The sequence below is a fragment of the Brevundimonas sp. genome, assembly GCF_030704825.1.
Taxonomy (GTDB): Bacteria; Pseudomonadota; Alphaproteobacteria; order Caulobacterales; family Caulobacteraceae; genus Brevundimonas.
Genome location: NZ_JAUYNX010000033.1, coordinates 25,988 through 48,411, shown reverse-complemented (window position 1 = coordinate 48,411; position 22,424 = coordinate 25,988). Strand labels below are relative to the sequence as shown.

The following is a 22,424-nucleotide window of genomic DNA, read 5'->3' as shown; positions in this document are numbered from 1 at the left end:
CTGCGTCAGCTTCCGTACCGGCCCTCGAGCGGGAACCGTTCGGCCCAGAAGGCCGTCAGCTCGGGCAGGACGTCGACGCGCCGCATGACCTCGCCCATCCGCGGCGCGACCTGGTGGAAGCGTTCGCGGTGCGGCGTCCAGCGGCTGGCGACGGCGACATAGAGATCCAGCACGGTCAGCTCGTCGCCCAGAAGGAAGCGGCCCGGCTCGATCTGGCTTTCCATCTTCGCCCAGCAGTCGGCGATGCGTTCGGCGGTGCGGACCCGGATCGTCTTCCGGGCGGCCGGATCGTCGCCGGCCAGCCTCGATGGCTCGTCCCGCACCCAGAACATCGAATAGACGGCCGCCGGCACGAAGGTCATCCAGCGCAGGAACTGCGCCCGCCGTGGATCGCACGGTTCCGGCGCCAGCGCCGCTTCGGGGTGCTGTTCGGCCAGCCAGATCAGGATGGCGGCGCTCTCGGTGATGGTCTCGCCTGCGGGTGTGATCAGGGCCGGGATCTGCCGCATCGGATTGACCGGAGCGACCTTGTCGCGCTCGGCCTCGCCCTCCCAGGTGACGGCCTCGATCACCCTGTAGGGCGCGCCGATCAGGGTCAGGGCCGCCTCGACCGGGACCGAGCCGGAACCGGCGGCGCCGTAGACTGTGTAGGTCATCGGGACTCTCCTTCCATGAACCAGCCTAATCCCGGGCGGCGCCCGTCTCGCCTGAGAGTTCCCGACGCCGCCATAGGGCGGCCTTGGGCTTGTCCCCAGCCGCATCCCCAGTTCCCTGTCCGCGGAACACCACATATAGCGGTCGCGGAAAAAGTGATCGCAATATAGCCGCATTCCGGCTTGGCGCCGGGGCCATCCGACCGCATGGTGAACTCACCCTCGGATTCGCCGACAGAGCCCAGTACCGATGAACGCGCACGTCTCGATCAAGCCCACCACGCCCGGCCTGCTCACCCCGTCGGCGGCCTACAAGCCGTTCCGCTATCCGTGGGCGTTCGACATGTGGAAGAAGCAGCAGCAGGTCCACTGGATGCCCGAGGAGGTGCCGCTGGGCGAGGACTGCAAGGACTGGGCGGCCAATCTGACGCCGTCGGAACGCAACCTTCTGACCCAGATCTTCCGCTTCTTCACCCAGGCCGACATCGAGGTCCAGGACAACTACATGGAGCGCTACGGCCGGGTGTTCAAACCGACCGAGGTCAAGATGATGCTGGCGAGCTTCGCCAACATGGAAACCATCCACATCGCGGCCTACGCCCTGCTGCTCGAGACCATCGGCATGCCCGAGAGCGAGTTCGGGGCCTTCATGGAATACGAGGCCATGAGGGACAAGCATGACTTCATGGGCCGGTTCGGGGTCGAGACCAACGGCGACATCGCCCGCACCCTGGCCATGTTCGGCGGCTTCTCGGAAGGGCTGCAGCTGTTCGCCAGCTTCGCGATGCTGATGAACTTCCCCCGCCAGAACAAGATGAAGGGCATGGGCCAGATCGTCAGCTGGTCGGTCCGCGACGAGAGCCTGCACTGCGAGGGCATCATCAAGCTGTACCATGCCTTCAACAAGGAGACGGGCGCCGTCACCCAGGCCGTGGCGGACGACATCGTCGAATGCTGCCGCACGGTGGTCGAGATGGAGGACCGCTTCATCGACCTGGCCTTCGAGATGGGGCCGGTCAACGGCATGACCCCCGCCGACATCAAGGCCTACATTCGCTTCATCGCCGACTGGCGCCTGCGCCAGCTGCACCTGCCGGAGGTGTTCGGGGTCAAGGAAAACCCCCTGCCGTGGCTGCAGTCGATGCTCTCGGGCGTCGAGCACGCCAACTTCTTCGAGGCCCGCGCCACCGAATATTCCAAGGCCGCCACCACGGGCGCCTGGCACGGCCCCGAGGGCGTCTGGGGCAGTTTCGACGCCATGATGAAGAAGCGGGCGGAGGGGGCGGAGGCGTAATCTGACGCCGCCCGTCCCCATACCCGTCAACGTCGCCCTCGTCGGCTTCGGCTACGCCGGCCGGACCTTCCATGCGCCGCTGATCTCGGCCTGCGCCGGGCTGCGGCTGCATACGGTCGTCACCCGCCAGGACGAGGCCCTCGCGGCGGCCTGGCCCGGGGCGAGGGCGGTCCCGACCCTCGAGTCGGCCCTTTCCGACCCGGCCGTCGGCCTGGTGGTGATCGCCACCCCCAACGCCCTGCACGCCCCGCAGGCCAAGGCGGCGCTCGAGGCGGGCAGGGCGGTCGTCATCGACAAGCCCTTCGCCCTCGATCTCGCCGAAGCCCGGGAGGTCGCGGCGCTGGCGGCGGCCCGCGGCCTGTTGCTCTCGGTCTTCCACAACCGCCGCCGGGACGCCGACTTCCTCGCCCTCGAGGCCGAACTGGCGACCGGGCGACTGGGCGCCATCCACACCTTCGAAAGCCGTTTCGACCGCTTCCGGCCCGAGGTCCGCGACCGTTGGCGGGAGCGCGACGGGCCCGGCTCAGGCGTCTGGAACGACCTCGGCCCGCATCTGATCGACCAGGCCCTGGTCCTGTTCGGCCGGCCGCTGGCCATCGCCTGCGACCTCGCCGTGATGCGTCCGGACGGCCAGGCTGTCGACTGGGCCCATGCGGTGCTGCGCTATGCCGACAAACGGGTGATCCTGCACGCCGACATGACCACCCCGGCGCCGGATATCCGCTTCCGCGTCCATGGCGCGACCGCCAGCTGGCTCAAGTCCGGCCTGGACGTGCAGGAGGAGCAGCTGAAGGCCGGCCTCCCGGTCGGCGGGCCGGGCTGGGGCGTCGATCCCTCGCCCGCCGTCCGCGTCGACGGCGCGACCGGGCGCCGCGAGTCCGTCCCCGGCCCGCCCGGCGACTACCGCGCCTTCTACGACCGCGTCGCCAAGGCCCTGACGGCCGGCGGCCCCAATCCCGTTCCGCCGGACCAGGCCCTGGCGGTCATGGAAGTGCTGGAGGCCGGGACGGAGAGCGCCCGACGGCGGGCGGAGGTCCGGCTGGAACCGGTCGACGGGTAGCGACGCCCGGGCCGGGCGAGGCCCAAGGCGGCGGCGGGGCCTAGGTCCCCGGCTGGATGTAAGGGATGCGCCCGAAGAAGCGCCGCTCGTCCCCGCGCGGGTCGTCCTCCATCCGGGACGGCAGGTCGAACACCATCGTCTCGCGCCGCTCCAGCCCGTAAGGCGTCCAGCGGGGCAGGCCCGGATGGTTCGGATCGCCGGACCGGGCGAAGGCCAGCAAGGCGTCGCTCATCCGGTCGGCCATGGCCTGGGCGTCCGGCCCGGCCGCGCCCGAGCCCTCCGCCCCGACATTGTCCAGCATCAGGGGAATGTCCGAGGTGTGGTACGCCCCGGTGCGCCCGTTGGGCAGGCGCGAGGCCCAGTCGAGCTGGTAGACCCAGGCGGGAGAGCCCTGCGCCGCGCGCATCTCGGCCTCGATCACGGCGGCGCGCCAGCTGCGGGCGGCGGTGGTGGCCCGGATCAGCACCTGGTCGGGGCTCATCTCCGGATGCTCGCGCCGGTACCAGGCCACGACCTCTTCCGGCGCGACGTCGATCCGCATCTGCGAGGGCGTCAGCCGCCCCGGCAGGGTCTCCCAGGTCAGGCCGGCGTTGGCGGGATCATTGCCGAGGAAGGCCAGGGTCTCCTCGCGCGTGTTGCCGATCATCATCGGAATGCTGGCCGACTGCGGCGGGGCGTCGGGCCAGAACGGGTGCCGCGGCAGATTGGTCCCGTCCATCACGGGCCCGAAATACAGCGAACCGCCGAGGATCGGATCGGTCGCCCCGGCCGCCTCGATCAGCCGCTGGACCGGCATCGTCCGCACCTCCCCGATCCGGTCCGGCGTCAGTCCCAGCGCCTCCAGCCAGACCTCGGCCCGGCGGGTGGCGTTCAAGGGTCCCGAGGCCGTGACCTGTTGCCCGCTCATGGTCACGGCGCGGTGGAACAGGCCGACGGCCGCGGGCATGGCCATCAGGGTGGCGATCTTGGCCCCGCCGCCGGACTGACCGACCAGGGTCACGCAACCGGGATCGCCGCCGAAGGCGGTGATATTGTTCCTTACCCACCCGAGCGCCCGCACCAGGTCCAGCTGCCCGAGATTACCGCTCTGCCTGAATGCGCGTGCGAAGCCGGACAGGCGGGCCAGCGACGCATATCCCAGCGGTCCCAGCCGATGATTCAGGGTGACCACGACCACATCGCCCCTCGCGGCGAGGCGGGCGCCGTTGGTCAACGGGCTGGAGCCGGACCCGGTCGAATAGGCGCCGCCGTGAATATAGACGATCACGGGCCGCGACCCCGCATGCACCTCTGGCGTCCACACGTTCAGGCGCAGGCAGTCCTCGGACTGGTTCGGCTCGCCGCCGCGCTGGGGCGAGGCGGGGCCGTAGTCGGTCGTGTCGAGAATGTCTGTCCACCGCTCCGGCGCGGCGGGAGGCAGGAAACGCCGGCCTGCCGTATCCGCGCCATAGGGAACGCCCTTGGCGGACAGCACCGGGCCGTCCGGCGAGAGCCGCACCGGTCCGAACTCGGTCTGTGCGACGGTCAGGCCAGGGTTTCCCGCTCGCGCCGTCCGCGGCGCCAACACGACCGCCCCCGCCGCCAGTCCCAGGCCCCGCCGCGTCAGATTCCCGCGAACCACTCGTACCCCCGATCTTCCCAATAGCCGCCCTTGCCGCCGCCGATATGGGCGAAGCTTTCGACCGCCTCGATGCGCCTGATGTATTTGGCGTGCTTGTAACCCAGCTGCCGCTCGACCCGCAGCCGCAGCGGCGCCCCGTGCGGGACCGGCAGGACGTCGCCGTTCATCGCCCAGGCGAGAATGGTCTGCGGGTGTCGCGCGTCGACCAGGTCTATGCTCTCATAATAGCGTTCGCCGTCCTCGCGCTGATCCAGGGCGTCGAAGCAATGGAAGACGATGTATCGGGCCTCGGGCTTCAGTCCGGCCTCGTCGAGCAGGGTCTCCAGCCGCACCCCGGTCCATTCGCCGATCGAGGTCCAGCCCTCGACGCAGTCGTGCTTGGTGATCTGGGTCCGGGCAGGACGGGCGCGAAGGTCGGCGAGGCTCAGCGACAACGGCCGTTCCACCAGCCCATCCATGATCAGGCGATAATCGGCGAACCCGTTGGCCTTGAGCGCGCGATAGTCCGACGCCGCCGGATCGACCGAGCCGTTGGGCCGGAAGTCCGGCGATATCTCGGCGCGGCTGTAGGTCGGGGCGAGGGCGTCGCGGGGAATCAGCAGCCGCTGGGTCCGGCGGGTCAGGCCCTCGCCCATGCGCCGGGCCTGTTCGGCCAGCCGGGTCCCGGCCTGACCGCAGGCGGACAGCAGGGCGGCGCCGGCGGTGGCCAGGGCGCCGGTCAGCCAGCGGCGGCGATTCATGGCGCGTCTCCCGGATCGGTCGGAGGCCTGCGCCGGAATTTCGGCCCGGCGCTGGAGCCCGGCGGCTCGATCACGAACCAGCCGGTGATCATCGAGCGCATGTTGTTGAACGGGCCCGTCCAGATCACCAGGCCGACATGGATGACGATGAAGCCGACGATCAGCCCCGCCGAGATGAAATGAAGCGTCCGCGCCGACTGCCGCCCGCCCATGAGTTCGAGCAGCACGCCGCCGACGGCGTTGAAGCCCGGCGACATCGACAGGCCGGTGACCAGCATCATCGGCAGGACGATCAGGATCATGGCCAGATAGGTCAGCTTCTGGATGACGTTGTAGGCGCGGGCGTGATCGTCGGTCGGAAAGCGGAAACGGGCGTGCTCGGCCACCGAGGCGCCGAAGCCCTTCAGGTCGGTCCGGGTCGGCCACAGCCGGCGGCCGAAGCGGCGGGTGAACAGGCCCAGCAGCAGGTAGGCGAGGCCGTTCAGGACGAAGACCCAGGCGAACAGGAAATGCCAGTTGCGCGCCTCGGCCAGGTTGCGGCCCTGCGGAATCAGCAGCCAGTCCGGCAAGGGCGGAATGTCGATCCATGGCGACGCGAAGGTCGAGCGGACGCCCCAGTACAGGTGCGGATGGGCCAGAAGGATGTTCAATCCGCTCATGATCAACGCCACCACGGCCACGACGTTGAGCCAGTGGGCCACCCGCACCCACGTCGGATGCCGCCAGGTGTCGGTACGGCCGTCGGACAGGGGCCGATCCGCGCGGGGGTCGGGAGGCTCGGTCGGAAGCGCGGCGATCTCGGTCATGGTTTCCCCGGCGCGCGCCCGTCCTGCCCGACGGTCTCATGGCCGACGCGGGGACGCAACGCTTCGGCGGGCGTCCGGCAGGCGACGGCGAGCCGGTCCGCGATGCTTTCAGTATTTGGGCGCGGCGGTCAGGCAGGGCCGGCCCGAGCGCTGGCAGGCTGCGACCTCGGCCTCCCAGGCGGCCCGCTCGCGTTCGTAGCGAAGCCGCGCGGCCTCGGCGGCGGCGGCGTCGGCCTCCCACTGCGCGCGCTGGGTCTCGAGACGGGCGGTCTCGGCGCGCCAGCGGGCGTTCTCGGCCTCCCAGGCCGCGGTTCCCTCGATCTCCGCGCGCTCGGCCGCATCGTTGCGGGCGACGATCTCGGCGTTGAGCCTGATGGTGGCGGCGACCTCGGCGGGATCCTGCTCGGAGTCCGGGGCGGCGCTGTAGCTCTCCCCGCGCAGGCGCAGCCATTCCTGGGAACCGGGCGCCGGATCCGCCGCCGGCGTCTGGACCTTGGGCGCCTGGGGCGGGGTCGTCTGGGCCAGCACGGGCGCCGCGGCCAGCAGGAGGGCTGTTGCGGCGGCGAAAATCAAACGGGTCATTGCGGGTCTCCGGACCAAGGGGCGTGTGCGACGCTGGGCGGGTTCGTCGCGTTCCGCCAGACATAACGCCGGTCGCGCGATTTGGCGCCCGATCAGAGAGGCAGGCGCAGGGCGAAGGTCGTGCCCCTCGGCCCGGTCTCGACCAGGGTCAGGCTTCCCCCGTGGTTGGCCGCCAGTTCGCGCGAGATGGCCAGACCCAGGCCGGCGCCGTCGGACGCGCGGCCGCTGACGAAGGGTTCGAACAGATTGCCGGACAGGCGGGGCGGAATGCCGGGGCCGTCGTCGGCGATCATGATGACGCCGTCGCCGTCCTCCGCCGCGGCGGAGACGCGGACGACCCCCTTGCCGCCGGGCGGCCGGGTGGGATCGCCCTCGATGGCCTGACGGGCGTTGCGCATCAGATTGACCAGGATGCGGTGCAACTGATCGGGATCGGCATGGACGCAGAAGCGGGGCGGGATGGACCGGACCAGGCGCACGCCGTCGCTCGCGAGGCCCGCGTCCTCCGCGGCGGCGGCGACGGCGGCGGCCAGCGGAATGCGGAGCCGCTGGGGCGGGGGCTCCTCGCTCTTGCCGTACTCCAGCACATTGCGCGACAGGGCCGCGGCGCGGCCCAGGGCCCGTTCCAGCCGGGGCAGGACCCTGGCCACCTCCGGATCGGGGGAATCGGCCAGCCGCTCGGAGGCCATCTGGGCCGAGGTCAGCATGTTGCGCAGGTCGTGATTGATCTTGGCCACGGCCTCGCCCAGGGCCACCAGACGGGCGCGGGAGCGCAGGGAGACGCGGACCTCCTCCTGCATCCGGGCCAGTTCGCGCTCGACCCGGCCGATCTCGTCGTGACGGTCGCTGGGAGGATCGCCCTCGCTCTCGGGATCGACGGCGAAATGCTCGATCGAACGGGTCACGCGACGCAGGGGCTGCAGCACCAGGAAGGCCAGGCCGCCATACAGCAGGCCGCCGGCGACCAGCGAGACCAGCAAGGACGTCAGCAGGCTGTTCAGCAGGAAGGCGCGCAGCTCGGTTTTCAGCGGTTGGGCCGGGGCGAGAATCTCGATGAAGTCGCCCGACCGGTAGCGAGGGCGGGCCTGGACGCGGATGGAGCGGTCGGGGTGCCCGGACAGGGTCCGCCAGGGGTCGAGGATGCGGGCCACGGGACGGCGCGCCCGCAGGTCGATCAGATCGGGCGTGCGCGGCAGGTTGGGGGCCTGGAGCAGCAGACGGCGGACGCCCTGGTCGCCGACCACCACGGCCTGCACCCCTCCGATGGCCAGCAGCTGTTCGGCCACGTCGTCCTCGACCGCGGAATAGGGCAGGGCCTCCACCCCGACCGAGGCCAGTTCGGCCGACTGCAGACGGTCCAGAAGCCAGCGTTCGTGGAAGCTGGCGGCGCTGGGGGCGATGATCAGGATCTCGACCACCACCGTGAAGACGAAGGTCAGCAGCAACAGCCGCCAGGCCAGGGCGTCGGGCGCGTGGAAGCGCAGCCGTTCGCGCCAGTCGGCCGGCACGCGCAGTCCCTTCCGGACGCTGCTCAGCAAGGGACGAAGGCGCTTCATGCGCGGCTTAACGCAAAGCTCGGGCCAAAAGCTGCGCCGTTCATATCGCTCTCCGGCGCGCCAGGGCGGTCTGAAGGGTCTTCAGGCCGAGCGGCAGGATCACCGCGAGGACGAAGACGCCCGCCATCGGGGCCCAGAACTGGCCGAACAGGGCCTGGAAATCCGGGTCGGGGTCGGTCGCCAGCAGGGTGTTCAGGCGCGCGCCGATCCAGCAGTAGATGATGTGGGCGGGCAGCAGGCCGATGACGGTGGCGACGGTGTAGGGAGTCAGCCGCACGGCCATGACGCCGGCGGCGATGTTGATCATGTGGAAGGGCACCACCACGGCCAGGCGCGAGGCCAGCACATACCAGAAGGTGTCGCGGTCTATGGCCGCGCAGACGCGCTGCATCAGGCCGGCGTCGCGTTCGGCCTTGCGGCGCAGGGCCTCGCCGAGGGCCGATCGGGCGACGGCGTAGACGATCAGGGCGCCCGTCGTGGCGGCGATCGAGGTCGAGACGCCGCCGACCCAGGGACCGAACAGATAGCCGGCTGTGATGGTGACGAAGAAGACGCCCGGCACGACGCTGGCCGTCAGCACGGCGAACAGGGCCATCAGGATCAGCAGGCTGACGATATAGTGGTCGGCGGTGAAGGCCCGGAAGTCCTGGCCATGCACGCGGATGGTGTCCAGCGACAGATAGCGGTTCCAGCCCATGGCGAAGATCAGGGCGACGACGCCGGCCAGCAGAATCAGGGGCAGGAAGCGTTTGAACCGGTCCATTGTCTCTCCGCGGAGGGGCCGTCGGCGTTGACACCGCGGGCCCCGCCGCTTATACGCCCGCCCTTCCCGCGACGGACGCCTTCCGCCGCCTTTTTGTATTCAGTCCCAGGAGCCGACCGTGAAGCGGACCTATCAGCCGTCGCGACTCGTGCGCAAGCGCCGTCACGGCTTCCGTTCGCGGATGGCCACCAAGAACGGACAGAAGATCGTCGCGCGGCGTCGCGCCAAGGGCCGCAAGCGCCTGACGGCCTGATCGTCCGGCGCCCGGGTCCGGGCGCATGAGCGACCCTTTCAAAATCGAACGTCTGACTTCGCGGCCCCAGTTCCTGGCGGCCGCGAAGGGCGTTTCTGAGGCCCGCGGCGCCGTGGTCGTGCAGCGGCTGGACCGGCGGGACGGCGTCGCCGCGGTCCGGCTGGGTTTCACCGCCACGCGCAAGGTCGGCAACGCCGTCATCCGCAACCGCGCCAAGCGCCGTCTCAGGGAGGCGGCCAGGGCCCTGGCCCCCGTTCTGGCGGTCCCGGGCAGCGACTATGTCTTCATCGCCCGCATGGGCACGGCGGACCGCCCGTGGGACCGTTTGCTTGACGATGTGAAATCGGCGCTTACAAGGCTCGCGACCCCGCGGCCGGCGCCCAAGTCTGCGCCCACGACGCCCGCAACCGCCGGCCAGGATTCCTGATCTCCATGCCTCCTCAAGACAACAGCCGAAACACGATCATCTTCGTCGTGATCGCCGGCCTCATGTTGCTCGCCTACACCTTCTTCGTGATGGAGCCGCAGGCGGAACGCCGCAAGGCCGCCCAGCAGGCCGCCGCCGAAAGCACCGAGGAAGGACCGGCGACCTCATCCTCGTCCAGCCCTCCGGTCTTCACCACGGACCGTCGCACGGCGCTCGGCGCCGGCGGGACCCTGCGGGTGCCGATCGAGACGCCGACGCTCAGAGGGTCGCTGTCGCTGACCGGAGCCCGGATCGACGACCTGTTCCTGACCCGCTATCGCGAAACCCTCGACGATGACTCCCCGCCGGTTGAACTGTTCCGTCCCGCGGGCATGCGTCACGCCTACTACGCCCAGTTCGGCTGGAGCGGCCCCAATGTGACGGGCGGGGTGCCCGGGGCCGACACGCCCTGGCGCCTGACAGAAGGCTCCACCCTGACGCCGACGACTCCCGTGACCCTGACCTGGGACAACGGCGCCGGCCTGCGCTTCACCCGCCGCATCTCGATCGACGACCAGTATCTGTTCACCGTCGCCGACACCGTCGCCAATTTCGGAGCCCAGCCCGTGACCATCGCGCCGGGCGCCAAGGTCGAACGCCAGGGCGTCCCCGACGACCTCGGCCGCAACCAGATTCTGCACGAGGGCGGCATCGGCACCTTCGGCGCCGACGGCTCCTATTCGACCGAGCAGCTCAAATACAGCGCCTGGGCCAAGAAGCCGGTGCAGGAGCATGAGTCGACTGGCGGCTGGATGGGCATCACCGACAAATACTGGCTGGCCGCGCTGATTCCGCCGCAGGACGAGAAGATCGAGGCGGTTTTCCGGGTCACCGACGCCACGCATGGGGACGTTCACTCGGCCACCATGATCGGCGAGGCCCGCACCATCGCTCCGGGCCGCCAGATCACCGAGACCCAGCGTCTGTTCGCCGGGGCCAAGCGCAACGAGATCCTGGCCGGCTATGAGCGGTCGCTCGACCTGCCGCGCTTCATCTATGCGATCGACTGGGGCTTCCTGTTCTTCCTGACCCGGCCGATCTTCCTGGTCATCGAATTCTTCTACGGCATCCTGGGCAATTTCGGCCTCGCCATCCTGGCCCTGACCCTGACCGTCCGCCTGATCATGTTCCCGCTCGCCAACAAGAGCTACGAGAGCATGTCGAAGATGCGGACCCTCCAGCCCAAGATGGAGGAGATCAAGAAGAAATTCCCCGACGACGCGCCCAAACAGCAGCAGGAGCTGATGGCGCTGTACCAGAAGGAAAAGATCAATCCTCTGGCGGGCTGCCTGCCGCTGCTGCTGCAGATCCCGGTCTTCTACGCCGTCTACAAGATGCTGTCGGTCACCATCGAGATGCGGCACCAGCCCTTCTTCGGCTGGCTGCAGGACCTGTCGGCGCCGGACCCGACCAACATCTGGACCCTGTTCGGCCTGATCCCGTGGGACCCGGCCTCGGCGCCCCTGATCGGCGGCTTCCTCGCCGGCGGCGCGGGCGGATTCACGCTAGGCCTCAGCGTGCTGGCCATCATCTACGGCCTCACCATGTGGCTGCAGATGGCGATGAGCCCGCCGGCCCCGGATCCGATGCAGCGCCGCATCTTCCAGTTCATGCCGGTGATCTTCACCTTCATCATGGCCGGGTTCCCGGCCGGCCTGCTGATCTACTGGGGCTGGTCGAACGTGCTGACCATCTTCCAGCAGTACATCATCATGCACCGCTTCAAGGCCGAGAACCCGATCGACACCTTCATCGCGCGGCTGAAGAAGGTGAAGGCCTGAGTTGGACGATTTCACCGAGGAAGAACTGGAGCAGGCCCGCATCCTGTTCGCGCGCCCGGCGACCTTCGTCATGGGCTGCGCGAAGATCGAGCAGCTGCCTGATCCGGATCTCCCCGAGGTCGCCTTCGCGGGCCGGTCGAACGTGGGCAAGTCCAGCCTGATCAACGGCCTGGTCGGCATGCACAAGCTGGCCCGGGCCTCGAACGAGCCGGGCCGGACGCGCGAGGTCAATTTCTTCGACCTGGACGGCAGGATGCGGCTGGTCGACCTGCCCGGCTACGGCTGGGCCAAGGCCTCGAAATCGACCGTGAAGAAATTCCAGGACCTGGGCCGCGACTATCTGCGCGGGCGCGTCACCCTGAAGCGCGTCTATCTGCTGATTGACGCCCGCCACGGCCTGAAGAAGGTCGACGACGAGGCCCTGGACGCGCTCGACCTGGCCGCCGTCAGCTACCAGATCATCCTGACCAAGGCCGACAAGCTCAAGAAGGGCGAGGCGGAGAAGGTCCAGGCCGAGACGCTCAAGGGCGTGTCCAAGCGCGGCGCCGCCTATCCGGCCGTGATCGTCACCTCGGCCGAAAAGGGCGACGGCATGCCCGAGCTCCGCGCCGAGATCATGCGCACCACGGGCGTGACGCTTTAGGGCGCTTGCCAACCATCCGTCCCGGTGGTCCCCTCCCGGATCGGGAGGGGCGCGGATGCGGTTCCACATTCTGATCCTGGCGCTCGCCGCGAGCCTCGTGGCCGGTTGCGCGACCGAGCAGGAGGATGACGGCGTTCCGCCTCTGGGCCGGCGCCTGCCCCTGTCAGCCCGGACGATGCAGGCGCTGGGCGGGGCGGAGGTGGCCCGCCTCCTGCTGGGCCCGGACACGCGCGACCTGGCCGTCGACCGGATGCGGCTGAACGGCGACCGCCGCCACGGCCCCGGATGGGTCACCTTTCCGGAACGCCGCGCCCGACCGCTCATCGATGGACGTCTGTATGAAGGCCTGTGCTCGGTTCGCCTGCGGCGGCTGGTGATGACGCAGGACGGACGCGACATCGAGGACATCGAGAGGCCGCCGGGACGGATCGTTCTGGGCGACGTCCGGGTCGTGGAGGGATCGGACCCCGCGTTCGACCGACGGGTCGCCGACAGCCGCGCGGCCTGCGCGAACTGGTCTCGATCCCACCCGCAAGCGTGGTTCGTACAGGAGGACCAGGCCGTCGATCTGGTCCCCGTCGTCCAGGGACTCGCCGACCTTCCTGCAGCGATCGCCGCCGGGCGGATCGACTGCGGCGAGACCTGCGGTCGGCTTTCGACCGTCGTCGCGAACCGTGAACTGACGGGCGCCGCCAACTGCAATCCCATCCCCGGAGACGGCGCGGACGAGCTCTGCGTCATCGCGCTCTTCGACAGCGGAGAGGGGGGCTATACATGGGACGAGGCGCGGATGACCGGTCCGGCGCCGGCTCCCGACCAGCCGTTCCGCCCGACCCGCGCCGGCGTCGAGACGCTGATCCTGATGGTCAATTGATCGCCATGCAGTCGCGCCACATTCAGACAGACGGCCTGGCCCAGCACATCCTCGAGGCCGGAACCGGCCCGCTGGTCCTGCTGATCCACGGCTTCCCCGAACTCGGGATCAGCTGGCGGTCCCAGGTGCAGGCCCTGGCCGACTCAGGCTTCCACGCCGTCGCCCCGGACATGCGCGGCTATGGCGGGACCGACAAGCCGGGCGACGCCGCGGACTATTCCATCCTGCATCTGGTCGGCGACATGGTCGATCTGGTCCGGGCCCTGGGCGAAACGTCCTGCGTGGTGGTCGGGCATGACTGGGGCGCGCCGGTGGCCTGGCATTGCGCCCTGACCCGGCCGGACGTCTTCCGCGCCGTCTTCGGCCTGTCGGTGCCGTTCCAGCCACGCCGGCCCAAGGGGCCGCCGACGGCGGCCATGGCGGCGATCTCGAAACGGCTGGGGCTGGGCGACCTCTACATCAGCCGCTTCCAGGCCGGCGACGCCCACGACGTCTTCGACGCCGATCCCGCTATGGCCCTGCGCAAGATGTTCTACGCCTACGACGGCGCCACGCCGGACGGCCGCCAGTCGACCGGCTTCATCCCCGAGGGCCAGAGCTTCATCTCGACCGTGCCGGACGACGCGACCCTGCCGCCATGGATGAGCCCCGAACATTTCGGGGAGTACGTCGAGGCTTTTGCGGCCGGCGGCTTCAAGGGACCGCTCGACTGGTACCGCAACCTCGACCGCAACTGGTCGCTGACCGCCCACCTTCAGGACGCCCGCATCCGGGTCCCCGCCGCCTTCGTGGTCGGCGAGCGCGATCCGGTCCGGCACTATTCGGGTCAGCATGAGGCGGGGCTGAAGGACCAGGCGCCCGATCTGAGGATGCAGGTCGTGGTTCGGGGCGCCGGCCACTGGATTCAGCAGGAGCGGGCGGACGAGGTGAACCGGCTGCTGCTGGAGTTTCTGAAGGGCACGCATGCCGACGCCACAAGCGGGGGGGGCTTGCCGAACTCACGTTATTGACTTCATGGTTGTGCAAATGTATGAAGCAACCATAGGTAATCGGCCGGAGAGGGGCGATGAAGAAGCTGGCGGCAACATTCACCGCGGTTGCTCTATCGTGTGCTATCGGACTCTCGAGCTGGGCCAGTTTGCCATGCAGTGGCGCGCTGGCAGCCACCGCCACCCAGTGCGTCGGAGAATGCCCAGCTCCGGCGTTTGATGAGATTGGACGCTGCAAGGATGCTTGCCTGAGAAGTTACTACCTCCAAACCGTATTCTGCAATGTCATCCCTGACCCGATAGGAAGAGCCCTTTGCTGGGCAGCGTTGTCGGATGATCTGGCCGGCTGCATAAATGACTTCTATGGATAGTGCCTCTATCGAATACTCTCTATTAATCACGCCGATTGCGGGTGGCGAGCCAAGAAACATCTCTGTTGTAATATTTCCGCCGAGAGTCGTGGATGGCAATGCGTACGAGTGTCGATACCAGATATGTGGAATAGATAGAGACCCTGTATCGATATTTGGATCGACTCCAATTCAGGCTGTCCAACTGGCCTTGAAAATAGTGTCTGTTGAGTTGATCGGCGTATTGAAGTCGTACCACATTGTGGATGCCAGCACAGGCGCTGCAATAAGTCGTGACCTGATCCAGCTTGGAACATAGACTGGTGATCGGACCCTGGATTTGGCCCGGGGTGGCCTAGAGGCCCGCGATCGCCTCGGCCGTGATCTCGAGGCTGCGGATGCGGTCGTCGATGTGGAACACCATGCCGGTGACCATGACCTCGTCTACCCCGGTTTGATCGACGAAGGCGGCCAGTTTCTCACGCACGGTCTCGCGTCCGCCGATGGCCGCCCAGGCCAGCCGGCTCCGCACCGCCGCCAGCTGGCGCGCGTCCAGCACGGCCGTGATGTCGTCGACCGGCGGCTTCACCCGCCCCGGCTTGCCGGTCACCACGGCGGCGAAGGCCTGCTGCATGGAGGTCGACAGCCGCTCCGCCGCCGCATCGCTCTCCGCGGCGAACACATTGATCGCGGCCATCGCATACGGCTCGGCCAGCGCCTTCGAAGGCCGGAATCCGGCGCGATACGTCTGCAGCGCCTGCATCAGCAGTTCCGGCGCGAAGTGGCTGGCGAAGGCGAAGGGCAGGCCCAGCTGCGCCGCCAGCTCGGCGCTGAACAGGCTGGAGCCCAGCAGCCAGATCGGGACCTTCGCCCCCGCCCCGGGCCAGGCCGTGACGCGCTGGCCCGGGACCGGGTCGTCGAGGAAGGCCTGGAGCTCCAGCACGTCGCGCGGGAATTGGTCGGCGGCGTCGAAATAGCGGCGCAGGGCGCGGGCCGTCTCGCCGTCCGTACCCGGCGCACGGCCGAGGCCCAGGTCGATGCGGCCCGGATACAGGGCCTCCAGGGTGCCGAACTGCTCGGCGATCACCAGCGGCGGGTGGTTGGGCAGCATAACCCCGCCCGAGCCGACGCGGATGCGCTGCGTCGCCCCGGCGATCTGGCCGATCACCACCGCCGTCGCGGCGCTGGCGATGCCGGGCATGTTGTGATGTTCCGCGACCCAGAACCGCCTGAACCCCAGCCGGTCGGCGGCCTGGGCGAAGGCGGTGGTCTCCAGCAGGGCGCGTCGGGCGTCGCCGCCCTCGACGATGGGCGACAGGTCGAGAACGGAGAAGGCGGTCATGGGCTGAAGATCGGCTCTGGCGCGCCGCGTTCAAGGGCATGCCGGCGACCGCCGGCTCTGGACGTGGCCGGGCGGCTCCGATCTAGTCGAGCCGCAGCCGCAGGAGTTGAACGACATGGTCCCCACCGCCGCCAACCCCGGAACCGACGCCACGACCAGGCTTGACCGCCGCGTCTTGCTGACGGGCGCCGCTGCGCTCGGAGCCGCCGGCTTCGTCTTCCGGCCCGGCCCGGCCCTGGCGCGGTCAGGCGACCTGGCCGCGATCACGGCGGCCGTGGCGGAGGGCAAGGCCGCCTCGATCGCCCGCATCCAGGAATGGATTCGCCGGCCGGCCATCGCGGCCGAGAATCGCGACATGGAGGCCGGCGCCGACTACATGATGGCCCTGGCGCGCGACGCCGGCTTCACCGGCGTTGAAAAGGTCCCGACCGACGGCCACCCTGGCGTCTTCGGCGTCATGGACGTGGGCGCGCCACGCACCTTGGGCGTCTACTTCATGTACGACGTCAAACAGTTCGACCCGGCTGAATGGTCCTCGCCTCCGCTCGAGGCGGCCCTGGTCGACAAGCCCGGCTTCGGCCGCGTCATCGTCGGGCGCGGGGCGATCAACCAGAAAGGGCCGGAAGCCAATTTCCTCGCCGCCCTGCATGCGCTGCGCGCCGCTGGAAAGACGCCGCCGGTCAATCTGGTGCTGGTCTGCGAAGGGGAGGAGGAGATCGGCTCGCCCCACTTCCGTCAGGTCGTCACCAGACCCCATGTCCTGGCCGCGCTGAGACGCTGCGAGGGCGTCTTCATCCCGACGGCCTGGCAGTCGCCGACCACCGGCGCGGTCCAGATCAACCTGGGAGCCAAGGGCATTATCGAGTGCGAACTCGTGGTGTCCGGCGAGCGGTGGGGACGCGGTCCCGCCGGGGACATTCACTCCAGCCAGAAGGCCAATGTCGATTCCCCGGCCTGGCGGCTGGTCGCCGCCCTGTCGACGCTAGTGACGGCGGACGGGAACACCGCGGCCATCGACGGCTGGTTCGAGCATGTGCGCGACTTGACGCCTCGCCAGCGCGAACTGATCGCCGCTTCCGCCGCCGCGGGCAACGAGGCCGACGCCATGCGCGCCCTGGGGGTCAAGGCGTGGATCGACGACCTCCCGTGGGAGGAGTCGCTGGTGCGGCTGGCGTCGCAGCCCACGGTCAATATCGAGGGACTGGTTTCCGGCTATACTGGGCCCGGCGGCAAGACGGTTCTGCCCGGGCGCGGCGTCGCCAAGCTGGATTTCCGCCTCGTGCCAGACCAGACGGTCGAGGACTGCCTGGCCAAGTTGCGGGCCCATCTCGACTCCAGGGGGTTCCCGGACGTCGAGATCAATTTCACCGGCGGCTACAACCCGACCGAAACGGCCGGGGACGCCCGGATCATCCGGGCCCAGCAGGCGGTCTATGACCGCGCCGGCATCCACAACACCCTGTACCCGCGCCTCGCTGGCTCATGGCCCGGCTGCGTCTTCACCGACGCGCCCGTCAGTCTGCCGGCCGGCCAGTTCGGACTGGGTCACGGCAGCGGCGCCCATGCGCCCAATGAGTATCTGGTCGTGGATTCGACCAATCCGGCGGTGGCCGGCATCGAGGCGGCCACTCTGGGCTTCGTCGACTTCATGTACGAGATGGCCGCGGTGTCCTGACGCTCGCCCTGGATGGCGAAATCCGTCCGCGACCCGTCCTAGACCGGATGGGTCGGCTCCGGTCTGACCGCGGCCGGGGCCGGCTCCGGCGTCGAGGGCACGTCGGGCAGAGGGATGAATTCGACCGAGTCCTCGCTGGGCAGGCTCATACGTCCCGCCTTCCAGTCAGCCTTGGCCTGATCGATCCGCTCCTGTTTGGAGTGGACGAAATTCCACCAGATGATGCGCGGCCCGACCGGCTCGCCGCCCAGCACCATGACCGTCGACGGCTTCAGCGCCTTGATGGTCGGCTCGGCCGTGGGCTCCAGCACGATCATCTGGCCTTCGTGGAAGACGCGGTCGCCGACCTCGATCTCGCCCTTCGCCACATACAGGGCGCGTTCGGAATAGCCGCCGGCCCCCTTGCCCGGCGGGGGCGCGGTGCGCACCCCCTCGGCCAGCTCCCAGTGGACGTAGAACAGCGGCGACGACACCGGCACGGCCGCTTTCGCGCCATAGGCCTCGCCCGCCACCAGCCGCGCGAACAGGCCGCCGTTCTCATAGGCGGGCTGATCCGCCTCGCCATGGTGATGGAAGCGGGGATCGGCCTCCTCGGCCTCTTCCGGCAGGGCGATCCACGCCTGCATGCCGTGCATGGGGCCGCCCGCGGCCCTCTTCAGCGGATCGGTGCGCTCGGAATGGACGATGCCCTTGCCGGCCGTCATCCAGTTGACCTCGCCCGGACGGATGGCCTGGGTCGCGCCGGTGTTGTCCCGGTGCATGATCTCGCCCTCGAACAGATAGGTCAGGGTCGACAGGCCGATATGCGGATGCGGCCGCACGTTGATCGCCTCGGATCCCGGGGCGAACCCGGCCGGACCCATCTGGTCCAGGAAGATGAAGGGGCCGACCATGCGACGGGCGTGGAAGGGCAGGACGCGCCCGACCTCGAACCCGCCCAGGTCCTTGCGGCGGGCGTCGATCACCATCTCGATCATGGCAGGGGCTCCGGAGAGAGGGACAGGCGGCTGACGACGGCCGGGGCCGGCGTCGCCGTGGTCGGTCGGCCGTCGGGGCCGAAGTCGGTCCACTGGCTGCGCGAAACGAAGACGAGGCTGTCGCCCTCGACGAAGCCGGTAGTGGGTTCTTCCAGCGGGGGGCCCTCGATCACGGGGTCCCGCGCCGTCACGGCGGACCAGTCGGCGTTCAGCGTCAGGCGCAGGACGCGATGGGTGCGGGTGCCGTTCTGGATGGCGATGATGTGGTCGCCGTGCCGGGCCAGTCCGTCGATGCCGCGCAGCTCGGCGCCCTCGGGACCGGGCAGGGCGGGCGGCGGCGCGGCGGTGAAGTCGCGGGCCGCATAGCCTTCGGACAGGTCGATGCGATGCAGGCCGCTGCGGTAGTCGGCGAACACCAGCCAGCGGCCGTCGGCCGACACGGCCATCCCCTGCGGCGATCCCTGGCCGGACAGGAGCGCGAGCGGCTCGGGGTTCGCCGCGCCGGGCCGCAGCGCCAGAATCCGCCGCCCCTTCGAGTCGGCGACGAAGACCGTCCCGTCGGGCCCGACGGCGACGTCGCCATAGGCGTGTTCGAGCCCATCCGCCGCATGGGCGGCCCGGACGGCGCCGGTGGCCGCGTCGATCCGGATCAGTTCGGCGGGCCCGTCGGTCCGTTCGTCGGCCGGCGAGGGCGAGGACGCGACCCACAGGTCGCCCCGGGCCGGATCGGCGGCGAGGCCGAACATCGCCTGCCGGTCCTCGGGGCCGAACGGGGTCAGGGCCCCGTCCGCGCCGACGCGCATCAGCCGGGCCTTGTGGATCGAGGACAGGATCAGGCCGCCGTCCGCGCCTCGCGCCACGCTCTCGATCAGCAGCGGCTCGGACGGCGTCGTGACGAGGGTTTCAGGCGACTGCGCGGCCGCGGCTCCGGCGCCGAACGCCAGAACCAGCCCCGCCGCGGTCGCCGCCCATCCCCCCATGCCGTTCCTCCTCGCCGCCCCGACTATCCGACGTGGGGGGTGACGATGCCAAGGGGCAGGGTGGTCACATTCTTCACCCCGCGGGTGACGATGTGGCTCTCGCAGTCCGAGACGATGCCCAGGCTGAGCAGCTTGTGGCGCAGGAACTGGTCGAAGGCGTGCATGTCCGAGGTGATGATGCGCAGCACATAGTCCTCGCGGCCGGTGATGGTGGCGCACTGCACCACCTCGGGCCAGCCGGCCACGGCGGCCTCGAACACGTCGAGGTTCTCGGTCGAGGGCAGGCTCAGCTTGACGATGGCGTAGACCTCGAAATCCAGGCCCAGCTTGGTCGCGTCCAGCAGGGTCACCCGCTTGCGGATGAAGCCCGTATCCTCCAGTCTCTTGATGCGTCGCCAGCATGGCGAGGCCGACAGGCCGACACGGTCCGCCACCTCGGCCACCGACAGTCCGGCGTCCTGTTGCAGGATATCCAGAATTCGGGCGTCGACGGGATCCAGATCGTCAGCCAAGGCGTTTCTCCTGATCTTGTTATGGCGCAATAAAATACCGCCAAACCGGCTAAGGCAAGGTCAAAATCGAGCGAGCCTTGCCAAACGCCTCGTGCTAATTGCGCAGCAGGAAACGCGGTCGGATCAACCGGACGGCAGGACGGAATGAAGAAGCCCAATAGCCAAGCCTTGTCTTTGCGCGTGCCCGAGCCCTCGGGCCGGCCGGGCGACCCCACGGACTTCAGCCATCTGAAGCTGGATCCGGCCGGCGCCGTGGAACGGCCGGAGGTGTCGACGACGCCGTTCGACATGCGCGACCACGCTTTCCGGCTGGTCCGGGTGCTGGACGACGACGGCCAGGCCGTGGGCCCGTGGAACCCGAAGCTGGACGCCGACACCCTGCGCCGCGGCCTCAGGGCCATGATCCTGACCCGCGCCTTCGACGACCGGATGCATCGCGCCCACCGCCAGGGCAAGACCAGCTTCTACATGAAGTGCACGGGGGAAGAGGCCATCGCCGTGGCCCAGGGGATGATCCTCAGCCGCGAGGACATGGGCTTCCCCACCTATCGCCAGCAGGGCCTGCTGATCGCGCGCGGCTATCCGCTCGCGACCATGATGAACCAGATCTATTCGAACGCCTCGGACCCCATCAAGGGCCGCCAGCTGCCGATCATGTATTCGGCCCGGGACTACGGCTTCTTCACCATCAGCGGCAATCTGGGCACCCAGGTGCCCCAGGCCGTCGGCTGGGCCATGGCCAGCGCCTACAAGGGCGACGACAAGATCGCCATCACCTGGATCGGCGACGGAGCCACGGCCGAGGGCGACTTCCACAACGCCCTGACCTTCGCCAGCGTCTACCGCGCCCCGGTGATCCTCAACATCGTCAACAACCAGTGGGCCATCTCGTCCTTCCAGGGCATCGCCGGCGGGCTGGAGACCACCTTCGCCTCCAAGGCCATCGGCTACGGCCTCCCGGCCCTGCGCGTCGACGGCAACGACTTCCTCGCCGTCTGGGCGGCGACCCAGTGGGCCGAGGAACGCGCCCGCTCCAACCAGGGCGCGACGGTGATCGAGCTGTTCACCTACCGCGGCGCCCCGCACTCGACCTCGGACGACCCCAGCCGCTACCGGCCCGCCGACGAGCACGACAAATGGCCGCTCGGCGATCCCATCGCCCGCCTCAAGCAACACCTGATCGCCCTGGGCGAATGGTCGGACGCGCAGCAGACGGCCGCCGAGGCCGACGCCGTCGACCAGGTCCGCGCCGCCGGCAAGGAGTCCGAGGCCATCGGCACCCTGGGCCAGTCGCGCCCCTCGGTGAAGACCATGTTTGAGGAGGTCTATGCGACCGAGGACTGGCGCCTCGTCGAACAGCGCCGCGAGGTGGGGGTCTGATCATGAGCGAGCAAACCACCTTCACCGAATCCGACCGCCGCGACGGCGTCGAGCCCGACATGGTCGACCAGAACCACGCCCCGAAATCGGAGGCGCCGGCCAACGGCGTCCAGCCGATGAACATGATCCAGGCGCTGAACTCGGCCCTGCACGTCAAGATGGCCGAGGACCCCAACGTCCTCAGCTTCGGCGAGGACGCGGGCTATTTCGGCGGCGTCTTCCGCGTCACCGACCAGCTGCAGCAGAAGCACGGCCTGACCCGCAGCTTCGACGCCCCGATCAGCGAATGCGGCATCGTCGCAGCCGCCATCGGCATGGGCGCCTACGGCCTGCGCCCGGTCGTCGAGATCCAGTTCGCCGACTACATCTACCCGGCCTATGACCAGATCGTCTCGGAAGCCGCCAAGCTGCGCTATCGCTCGGCCGGCCAGTTCACCAGCCCGATCACGGTGCGCAGCCCCTATGGCGGCGGCATCTTCGGCGGCCAGACCCACAGCCAGTCGCCCGAGAGCCTGTTCACCCACATCGCCGGCCTCAAGGTCGTCATCCCGTCCAACCCCTATGACGCCAAGGGCCTGCTGACCGCGGCGATCGAGGACGACGATCCGGTCATCTTCTTCGAGCCCAAGCGGCTCTACAACGGTCCCTTCGACGGCTGGCACCAGAAGCCGGTCAGCCCGTGGAAGGCCCAGGACCTGGCCCAGGTCCCGACCGGCAAATATGTCGAGCCGATCGGCAAGGCCCGCGTCGTGCGCGAGGGCAATGACGTCACCATCCTCTGCTACGGCACCATGGTCTGGGTTTCGCTGGCGGGGGCCGAGCACGCCGGCGTCGACGCCGAGGTCATCGACCTCCGCACCCTCGTGCCGCTGGACATCGAGACCATCGAGGCCAGCGTGAAGAAGACCGGCCGTTGCGTGATCGTCCACGAGGCCCCGAAAACGTCCGGGTTTGGAGGAGAGCTGTCGGCCTTGGTGCAGGAGCGCTGCTTCTATCATCTGGAGGCGCCGATCGCGCGGGTGACCGGCTGGGACACCCCCTATCCGCACGCCTTCGAGTGGGAATATTTCCCGGGACCCGAACGGGTCGCTGTGGCCCTCAAGGCCGTCATGACCGGAGGGCGCTGA

The 22,424-nt window shown here is 69.1% G+C and carries 23 protein-coding genes; 12 read left to right on the top strand and 11 right to left on the bottom strand.

The annotated features are described in order from the left end of the window. Nucleotides 1-5: 5 nt before the first annotated feature. Nucleotides 6-656 (bottom strand): glutathione S-transferase family protein, encoded by a 651-nt coding sequence (locus Q8Q71_RS14855; protein WP_305760377.1) that lies wholly within the window; start codon nt 654-656, stop codon nt 6-8. 247 nt (nt 657-903) lie between these two features. On the opposite strand from Q8Q71_RS14855, the gene Q8Q71_RS14850 reads away from it, so the two are divergent. Then, the gene (locus Q8Q71_RS14850; RefSeq protein WP_305760376.1) at nt 904-1,947 is read left to right on the top strand and encodes a ribonucleotide-diphosphate reductase subunit beta; all 1,044 of its coding nucleotides are present in this window, start codon (nt 904-906) and stop codon (nt 1,945-1,947) included. 1 nt (nt 1,948) lies between these two features. Next, nucleotides 1,949-3,007 carry an oxidoreductase gene (locus tag Q8Q71_RS14845; RefSeq protein WP_371315972.1) on the top strand — a complete coding sequence of 353 codons (1,059 nt, stop codon included), beginning with the start codon at nt 1,949-1,951 and terminating at the stop codon, nt 3,005-3,007. Between the two features lie 40 nt (nt 3,008-3,047). Here the strand turns inward: Q8Q71_RS14845 and Q8Q71_RS14840 are convergent, their stop codons facing one another. The 6 genes from Q8Q71_RS14840 to Q8Q71_RS14815 all read right to left on the bottom strand — a co-directional run bounded on the left by Q8Q71_RS14840 (nt 3,048) and on the right by Q8Q71_RS14815 (nt 9,075). Next, entirely contained in the window at nt 3,048-4,628 is a 1,581-nt protein-coding gene (locus tag Q8Q71_RS14840) for a carboxylesterase/lipase family protein (RefSeq protein WP_305760375.1), read from the bottom strand. Continuing rightward, nucleotides 4,610-5,368 carry a molybdopterin-binding protein gene (locus Q8Q71_RS14835; RefSeq protein ID WP_305760374.1) on the bottom strand — a complete coding sequence of 253 codons (759 nt, stop codon included), beginning with the start codon at nt 5,366-5,368 and terminating at the stop codon, nt 4,610-4,612. Before Q8Q71_RS14835 ends, Q8Q71_RS14840 begins: the two co-directional genes overlap by 19 nt. After that, the gene (locus Q8Q71_RS14830; protein WP_305760373.1) at nt 5,365-6,174 is read right to left on the bottom strand and encodes a cytochrome b/b6 domain-containing protein; all 810 of its coding nucleotides are present in this window, start codon (nt 6,172-6,174) and stop codon (nt 5,365-5,367) included. Before Q8Q71_RS14830 ends, Q8Q71_RS14835 begins: the two co-directional genes overlap by 4 nt. Before the next feature lie 108 nt (nt 6,175-6,282). Continuing rightward, complete coding sequence (locus Q8Q71_RS14825; protein WP_305760372.1) at nt 6,283-6,756, bottom strand: cell wall hydrolase; 474 nt, start codon at nt 6,754-6,756, stop codon at nt 6,283-6,285. A 92-nt stretch (nt 6,757-6,848) separates the two neighbouring features. After that, nucleotides 6,849-8,312, bottom strand: a complete 1,464-nt coding sequence (locus Q8Q71_RS14820; RefSeq protein ID WP_305760371.1) for a sensor histidine kinase — start codon at nt 8,310-8,312, stop codon at nt 6,849-6,851. A 40-nt stretch (nt 8,313-8,352) separates the two neighbouring features. Then, nucleotides 8,353-9,075, bottom strand: a complete 723-nt coding sequence (locus Q8Q71_RS14815; RefSeq protein ID WP_305760370.1) for a TVP38/TMEM64 family protein — start codon at nt 9,073-9,075, stop codon at nt 8,353-8,355. Between the two features lie 118 nt (nt 9,076-9,193). Between Q8Q71_RS14815 and rpmH the strand changes: the two genes are divergently transcribed. From rpmH to Q8Q71_RS17250, 7 genes are all read left to right on the top strand, one after another. Beyond that, nucleotides 9,194-9,328: a 50S ribosomal protein L34 gene (gene rpmH / locus Q8Q71_RS14810; RefSeq protein WP_003164000.1), complete on the top strand. Its 135-nt coding sequence runs from the start codon at nt 9,194-9,196 to the stop codon at nt 9,326-9,328. Between the two features lie 25 nt (nt 9,329-9,353). Next, on the top strand, nt 9,354-9,755 hold the full coding sequence (rnpA, locus tag Q8Q71_RS14805) for a ribonuclease P protein component (protein WP_305760369.1): 402 nt from the start codon (nt 9,354-9,356) through the stop codon (nt 9,753-9,755). A gap of 5 nt (nt 9,756-9,760) precedes the next feature. Then, entirely contained in the window at nt 9,761-11,575 is a 1,815-nt protein-coding gene (yidC, locus tag Q8Q71_RS14800) for a membrane protein insertase YidC (RefSeq protein ID WP_305760368.1), read from the top strand. A 1-nt stretch (nt 11,576) separates the two neighbouring features. Next, complete coding sequence (yihA, locus tag Q8Q71_RS14795; RefSeq protein ID WP_305760367.1) at nt 11,577-12,218, top strand: ribosome biogenesis GTP-binding protein YihA/YsxC; 642 nt, start codon at nt 11,577-11,579, stop codon at nt 12,216-12,218. Nucleotides 12,219-12,273: 55 nt separating this feature from the next. Next, nucleotides 12,274-13,092, top strand: coding sequence for a hypothetical protein (locus Q8Q71_RS14790; protein WP_305760366.1), 819 nt, complete (start codon nt 12,274-12,276; stop codon nt 13,090-13,092). 5 nt (nt 13,093-13,097) lie between these two features. Beyond that, the gene (locus tag Q8Q71_RS14785) at nt 13,098-14,102 is read left to right on the top strand and encodes an alpha/beta fold hydrolase (protein ID WP_305760365.1); all 1,005 of its coding nucleotides are present in this window, start codon (nt 13,098-13,100) and stop codon (nt 14,100-14,102) included. Nucleotides 14,103-14,435: 333 nt separating this feature from the next. Continuing rightward, a complete protein-coding gene (locus tag Q8Q71_RS17250; RefSeq protein ID WP_371315970.1) occupies nt 14,436-14,750 on the top strand; it encodes a hypothetical protein in 315 nt (104 codons plus the stop codon). Nucleotides 14,751-14,786: 36 nt separating this feature from the next. Here the strand turns inward: Q8Q71_RS17250 and Q8Q71_RS14780 are convergent, their stop codons facing one another. After that, the gene (locus Q8Q71_RS14780; RefSeq protein ID WP_305760364.1) at nt 14,787-15,773 is read right to left on the bottom strand and encodes an LLM class flavin-dependent oxidoreductase; all 987 of its coding nucleotides are present in this window, start codon (nt 15,771-15,773) and stop codon (nt 14,787-14,789) included. A gap of 115 nt (nt 15,774-15,888) precedes the next feature. On the opposite strand from Q8Q71_RS14780, the gene Q8Q71_RS14775 reads away from it, so the two are divergent. Beyond that, nucleotides 15,889-17,448, top strand: a complete 1,560-nt coding sequence (locus Q8Q71_RS14775; RefSeq protein ID WP_305760363.1) for a M20/M25/M40 family metallo-hydrolase — start codon at nt 15,889-15,891, stop codon at nt 17,446-17,448. A 38-nt stretch (nt 17,449-17,486) separates the two neighbouring features. Here Q8Q71_RS14775 and Q8Q71_RS14770 read toward each other — a convergent pair whose 3' ends face one another. Genes Q8Q71_RS14770 through Q8Q71_RS14760 form a run of 3 tightly spaced genes read right to left on the bottom strand, consistent with a single transcriptional unit; the run spans nt 17,487 to nt 19,917 of the window. After that, the gene (locus Q8Q71_RS14770; RefSeq protein WP_305760362.1) at nt 17,487-18,425 is read right to left on the bottom strand and encodes a pirin family protein; all 939 of its coding nucleotides are present in this window, start codon (nt 18,423-18,425) and stop codon (nt 17,487-17,489) included. Further along, nucleotides 18,422-19,405, bottom strand: a complete 984-nt coding sequence (locus Q8Q71_RS14765; protein WP_305760361.1) for an SMP-30/gluconolactonase/LRE family protein — start codon at nt 19,403-19,405, stop codon at nt 18,422-18,424. The genes Q8Q71_RS14770 and Q8Q71_RS14765 overlap by 4 nt, the downstream gene beginning before the upstream one ends. A gap of 23 nt (nt 19,406-19,428) precedes the next feature. Next, a complete protein-coding gene (locus Q8Q71_RS14760) occupies nt 19,429-19,917 on the bottom strand; it encodes an Lrp/AsnC family transcriptional regulator (protein WP_305760360.1) in 489 nt (162 codons plus the stop codon). Between the two features lie 144 nt (nt 19,918-20,061). Here Q8Q71_RS14760 and Q8Q71_RS14755 point away from each other — a divergent pair, with 144 nt between their 5' ends. Together Q8Q71_RS14755 and Q8Q71_RS14750 are read left to right on the top strand one after the other, a co-directional pair. Continuing rightward, nucleotides 20,062-21,297, top strand: a complete 1,236-nt coding sequence (locus tag Q8Q71_RS14755) for a thiamine pyrophosphate-dependent enzyme (protein WP_305760359.1) — start codon at nt 20,062-20,064, stop codon at nt 21,295-21,297. A gap of 59 nt (nt 21,298-21,356) precedes the next feature. Continuing rightward, nucleotides 21,357-22,424, top strand: coding sequence for an alpha-ketoacid dehydrogenase subunit beta (locus Q8Q71_RS14750; protein WP_371315971.1), 1,068 nt, complete (start codon nt 21,357-21,359; stop codon nt 22,422-22,424).

Coding starts and splice junctions, on each gene's coding strand:
- Q8Q71_RS14855 (WP_305760377.1), bottom strand. CDS start 656: ATGACCTACACAGTCTACGGCGCCGCCGGTTCCGGCTCGGTCCCGGTC.
- Q8Q71_RS14850 (WP_305760376.1), top strand. CDS start 904: ATGAACGCGCACGTCTCGATCAAGCCCACCACGCCCGGCCTGCTCACC.
- Q8Q71_RS14835 (WP_305760374.1), bottom strand. CDS start 5,368: ATGAATCGCCGCCGCTGGCTGACCGGCGCCCTGGCCACCGCCGGCGCC.
- Q8Q71_RS14830 (WP_305760373.1), bottom strand. CDS start 6,174: ATGACCGAGATCGCCGCGCTTCCGACCGAGCCTCCCGACCCCCGCGCG.
- Q8Q71_RS14825 (WP_305760372.1), bottom strand. CDS start 6,756: ATGACCCGTTTGATTTTCGCCGCCGCAACAGCCCTCCTGCTGGCCGCG.
- Q8Q71_RS14820 (WP_305760371.1), bottom strand. CDS start 8,312: ATGAAGCGCCTTCGTCCCTTGCTGAGCAGCGTCCGGAAGGGACTGCGC.
- Q8Q71_RS14815 (WP_305760370.1), bottom strand. CDS start 9,075: ATGGACCGGTTCAAACGCTTCCTGCCCCTGATTCTGCTGGCCGGCGTC.
- rnpA (WP_305760369.1), top strand. CDS start 9,354: ATGAGCGACCCTTTCAAAATCGAACGTCTGACTTCGCGGCCCCAGTTC.
- yidC (WP_305760368.1), top strand. CDS start 9,761: ATGCCTCCTCAAGACAACAGCCGAAACACGATCATCTTCGTCGTGATC.
- Q8Q71_RS14790 (WP_305760366.1), top strand. CDS start 12,274: ATGCGGTTCCACATTCTGATCCTGGCGCTCGCCGCGAGCCTCGTGGCC.
- Q8Q71_RS14785 (WP_305760365.1), top strand. CDS start 13,098: ATGCAGTCGCGCCACATTCAGACAGACGGCCTGGCCCAGCACATCCTC.
- Q8Q71_RS17250 (WP_371315970.1), top strand. CDS start 14,436: ATGACTTCTATGGATAGTGCCTCTATCGAATACTCTCTATTAATCACG.
- Q8Q71_RS14780 (WP_305760364.1), bottom strand. CDS start 15,773: ATGACCGCCTTCTCCGTTCTCGACCTGTCGCCCATCGTCGAGGGCGGC.
- Q8Q71_RS14775 (WP_305760363.1), top strand. CDS start 15,889: ATGGTCCCCACCGCCGCCAACCCCGGAACCGACGCCACGACCAGGCTT.
- Q8Q71_RS14770 (WP_305760362.1), bottom strand. CDS start 18,425: ATGATCGAGATGGTGATCGACGCCCGCCGCAAGGACCTGGGCGGGTTC.
- Q8Q71_RS14765 (WP_305760361.1), bottom strand. CDS start 19,405: ATGGGGGGATGGGCGGCGACCGCGGCGGGGCTGGTTCTGGCGTTCGGC.
- Q8Q71_RS14755 (WP_305760359.1), top strand. CDS start 20,062: ATGAAGAAGCCCAATAGCCAAGCCTTGTCTTTGCGCGTGCCCGAGCCC.
- Q8Q71_RS14750 (WP_371315971.1), top strand. CDS start 21,357: ATGGTCGACCAGAACCACGCCCCGAAATCGGAGGCGCCGGCCAACGGC.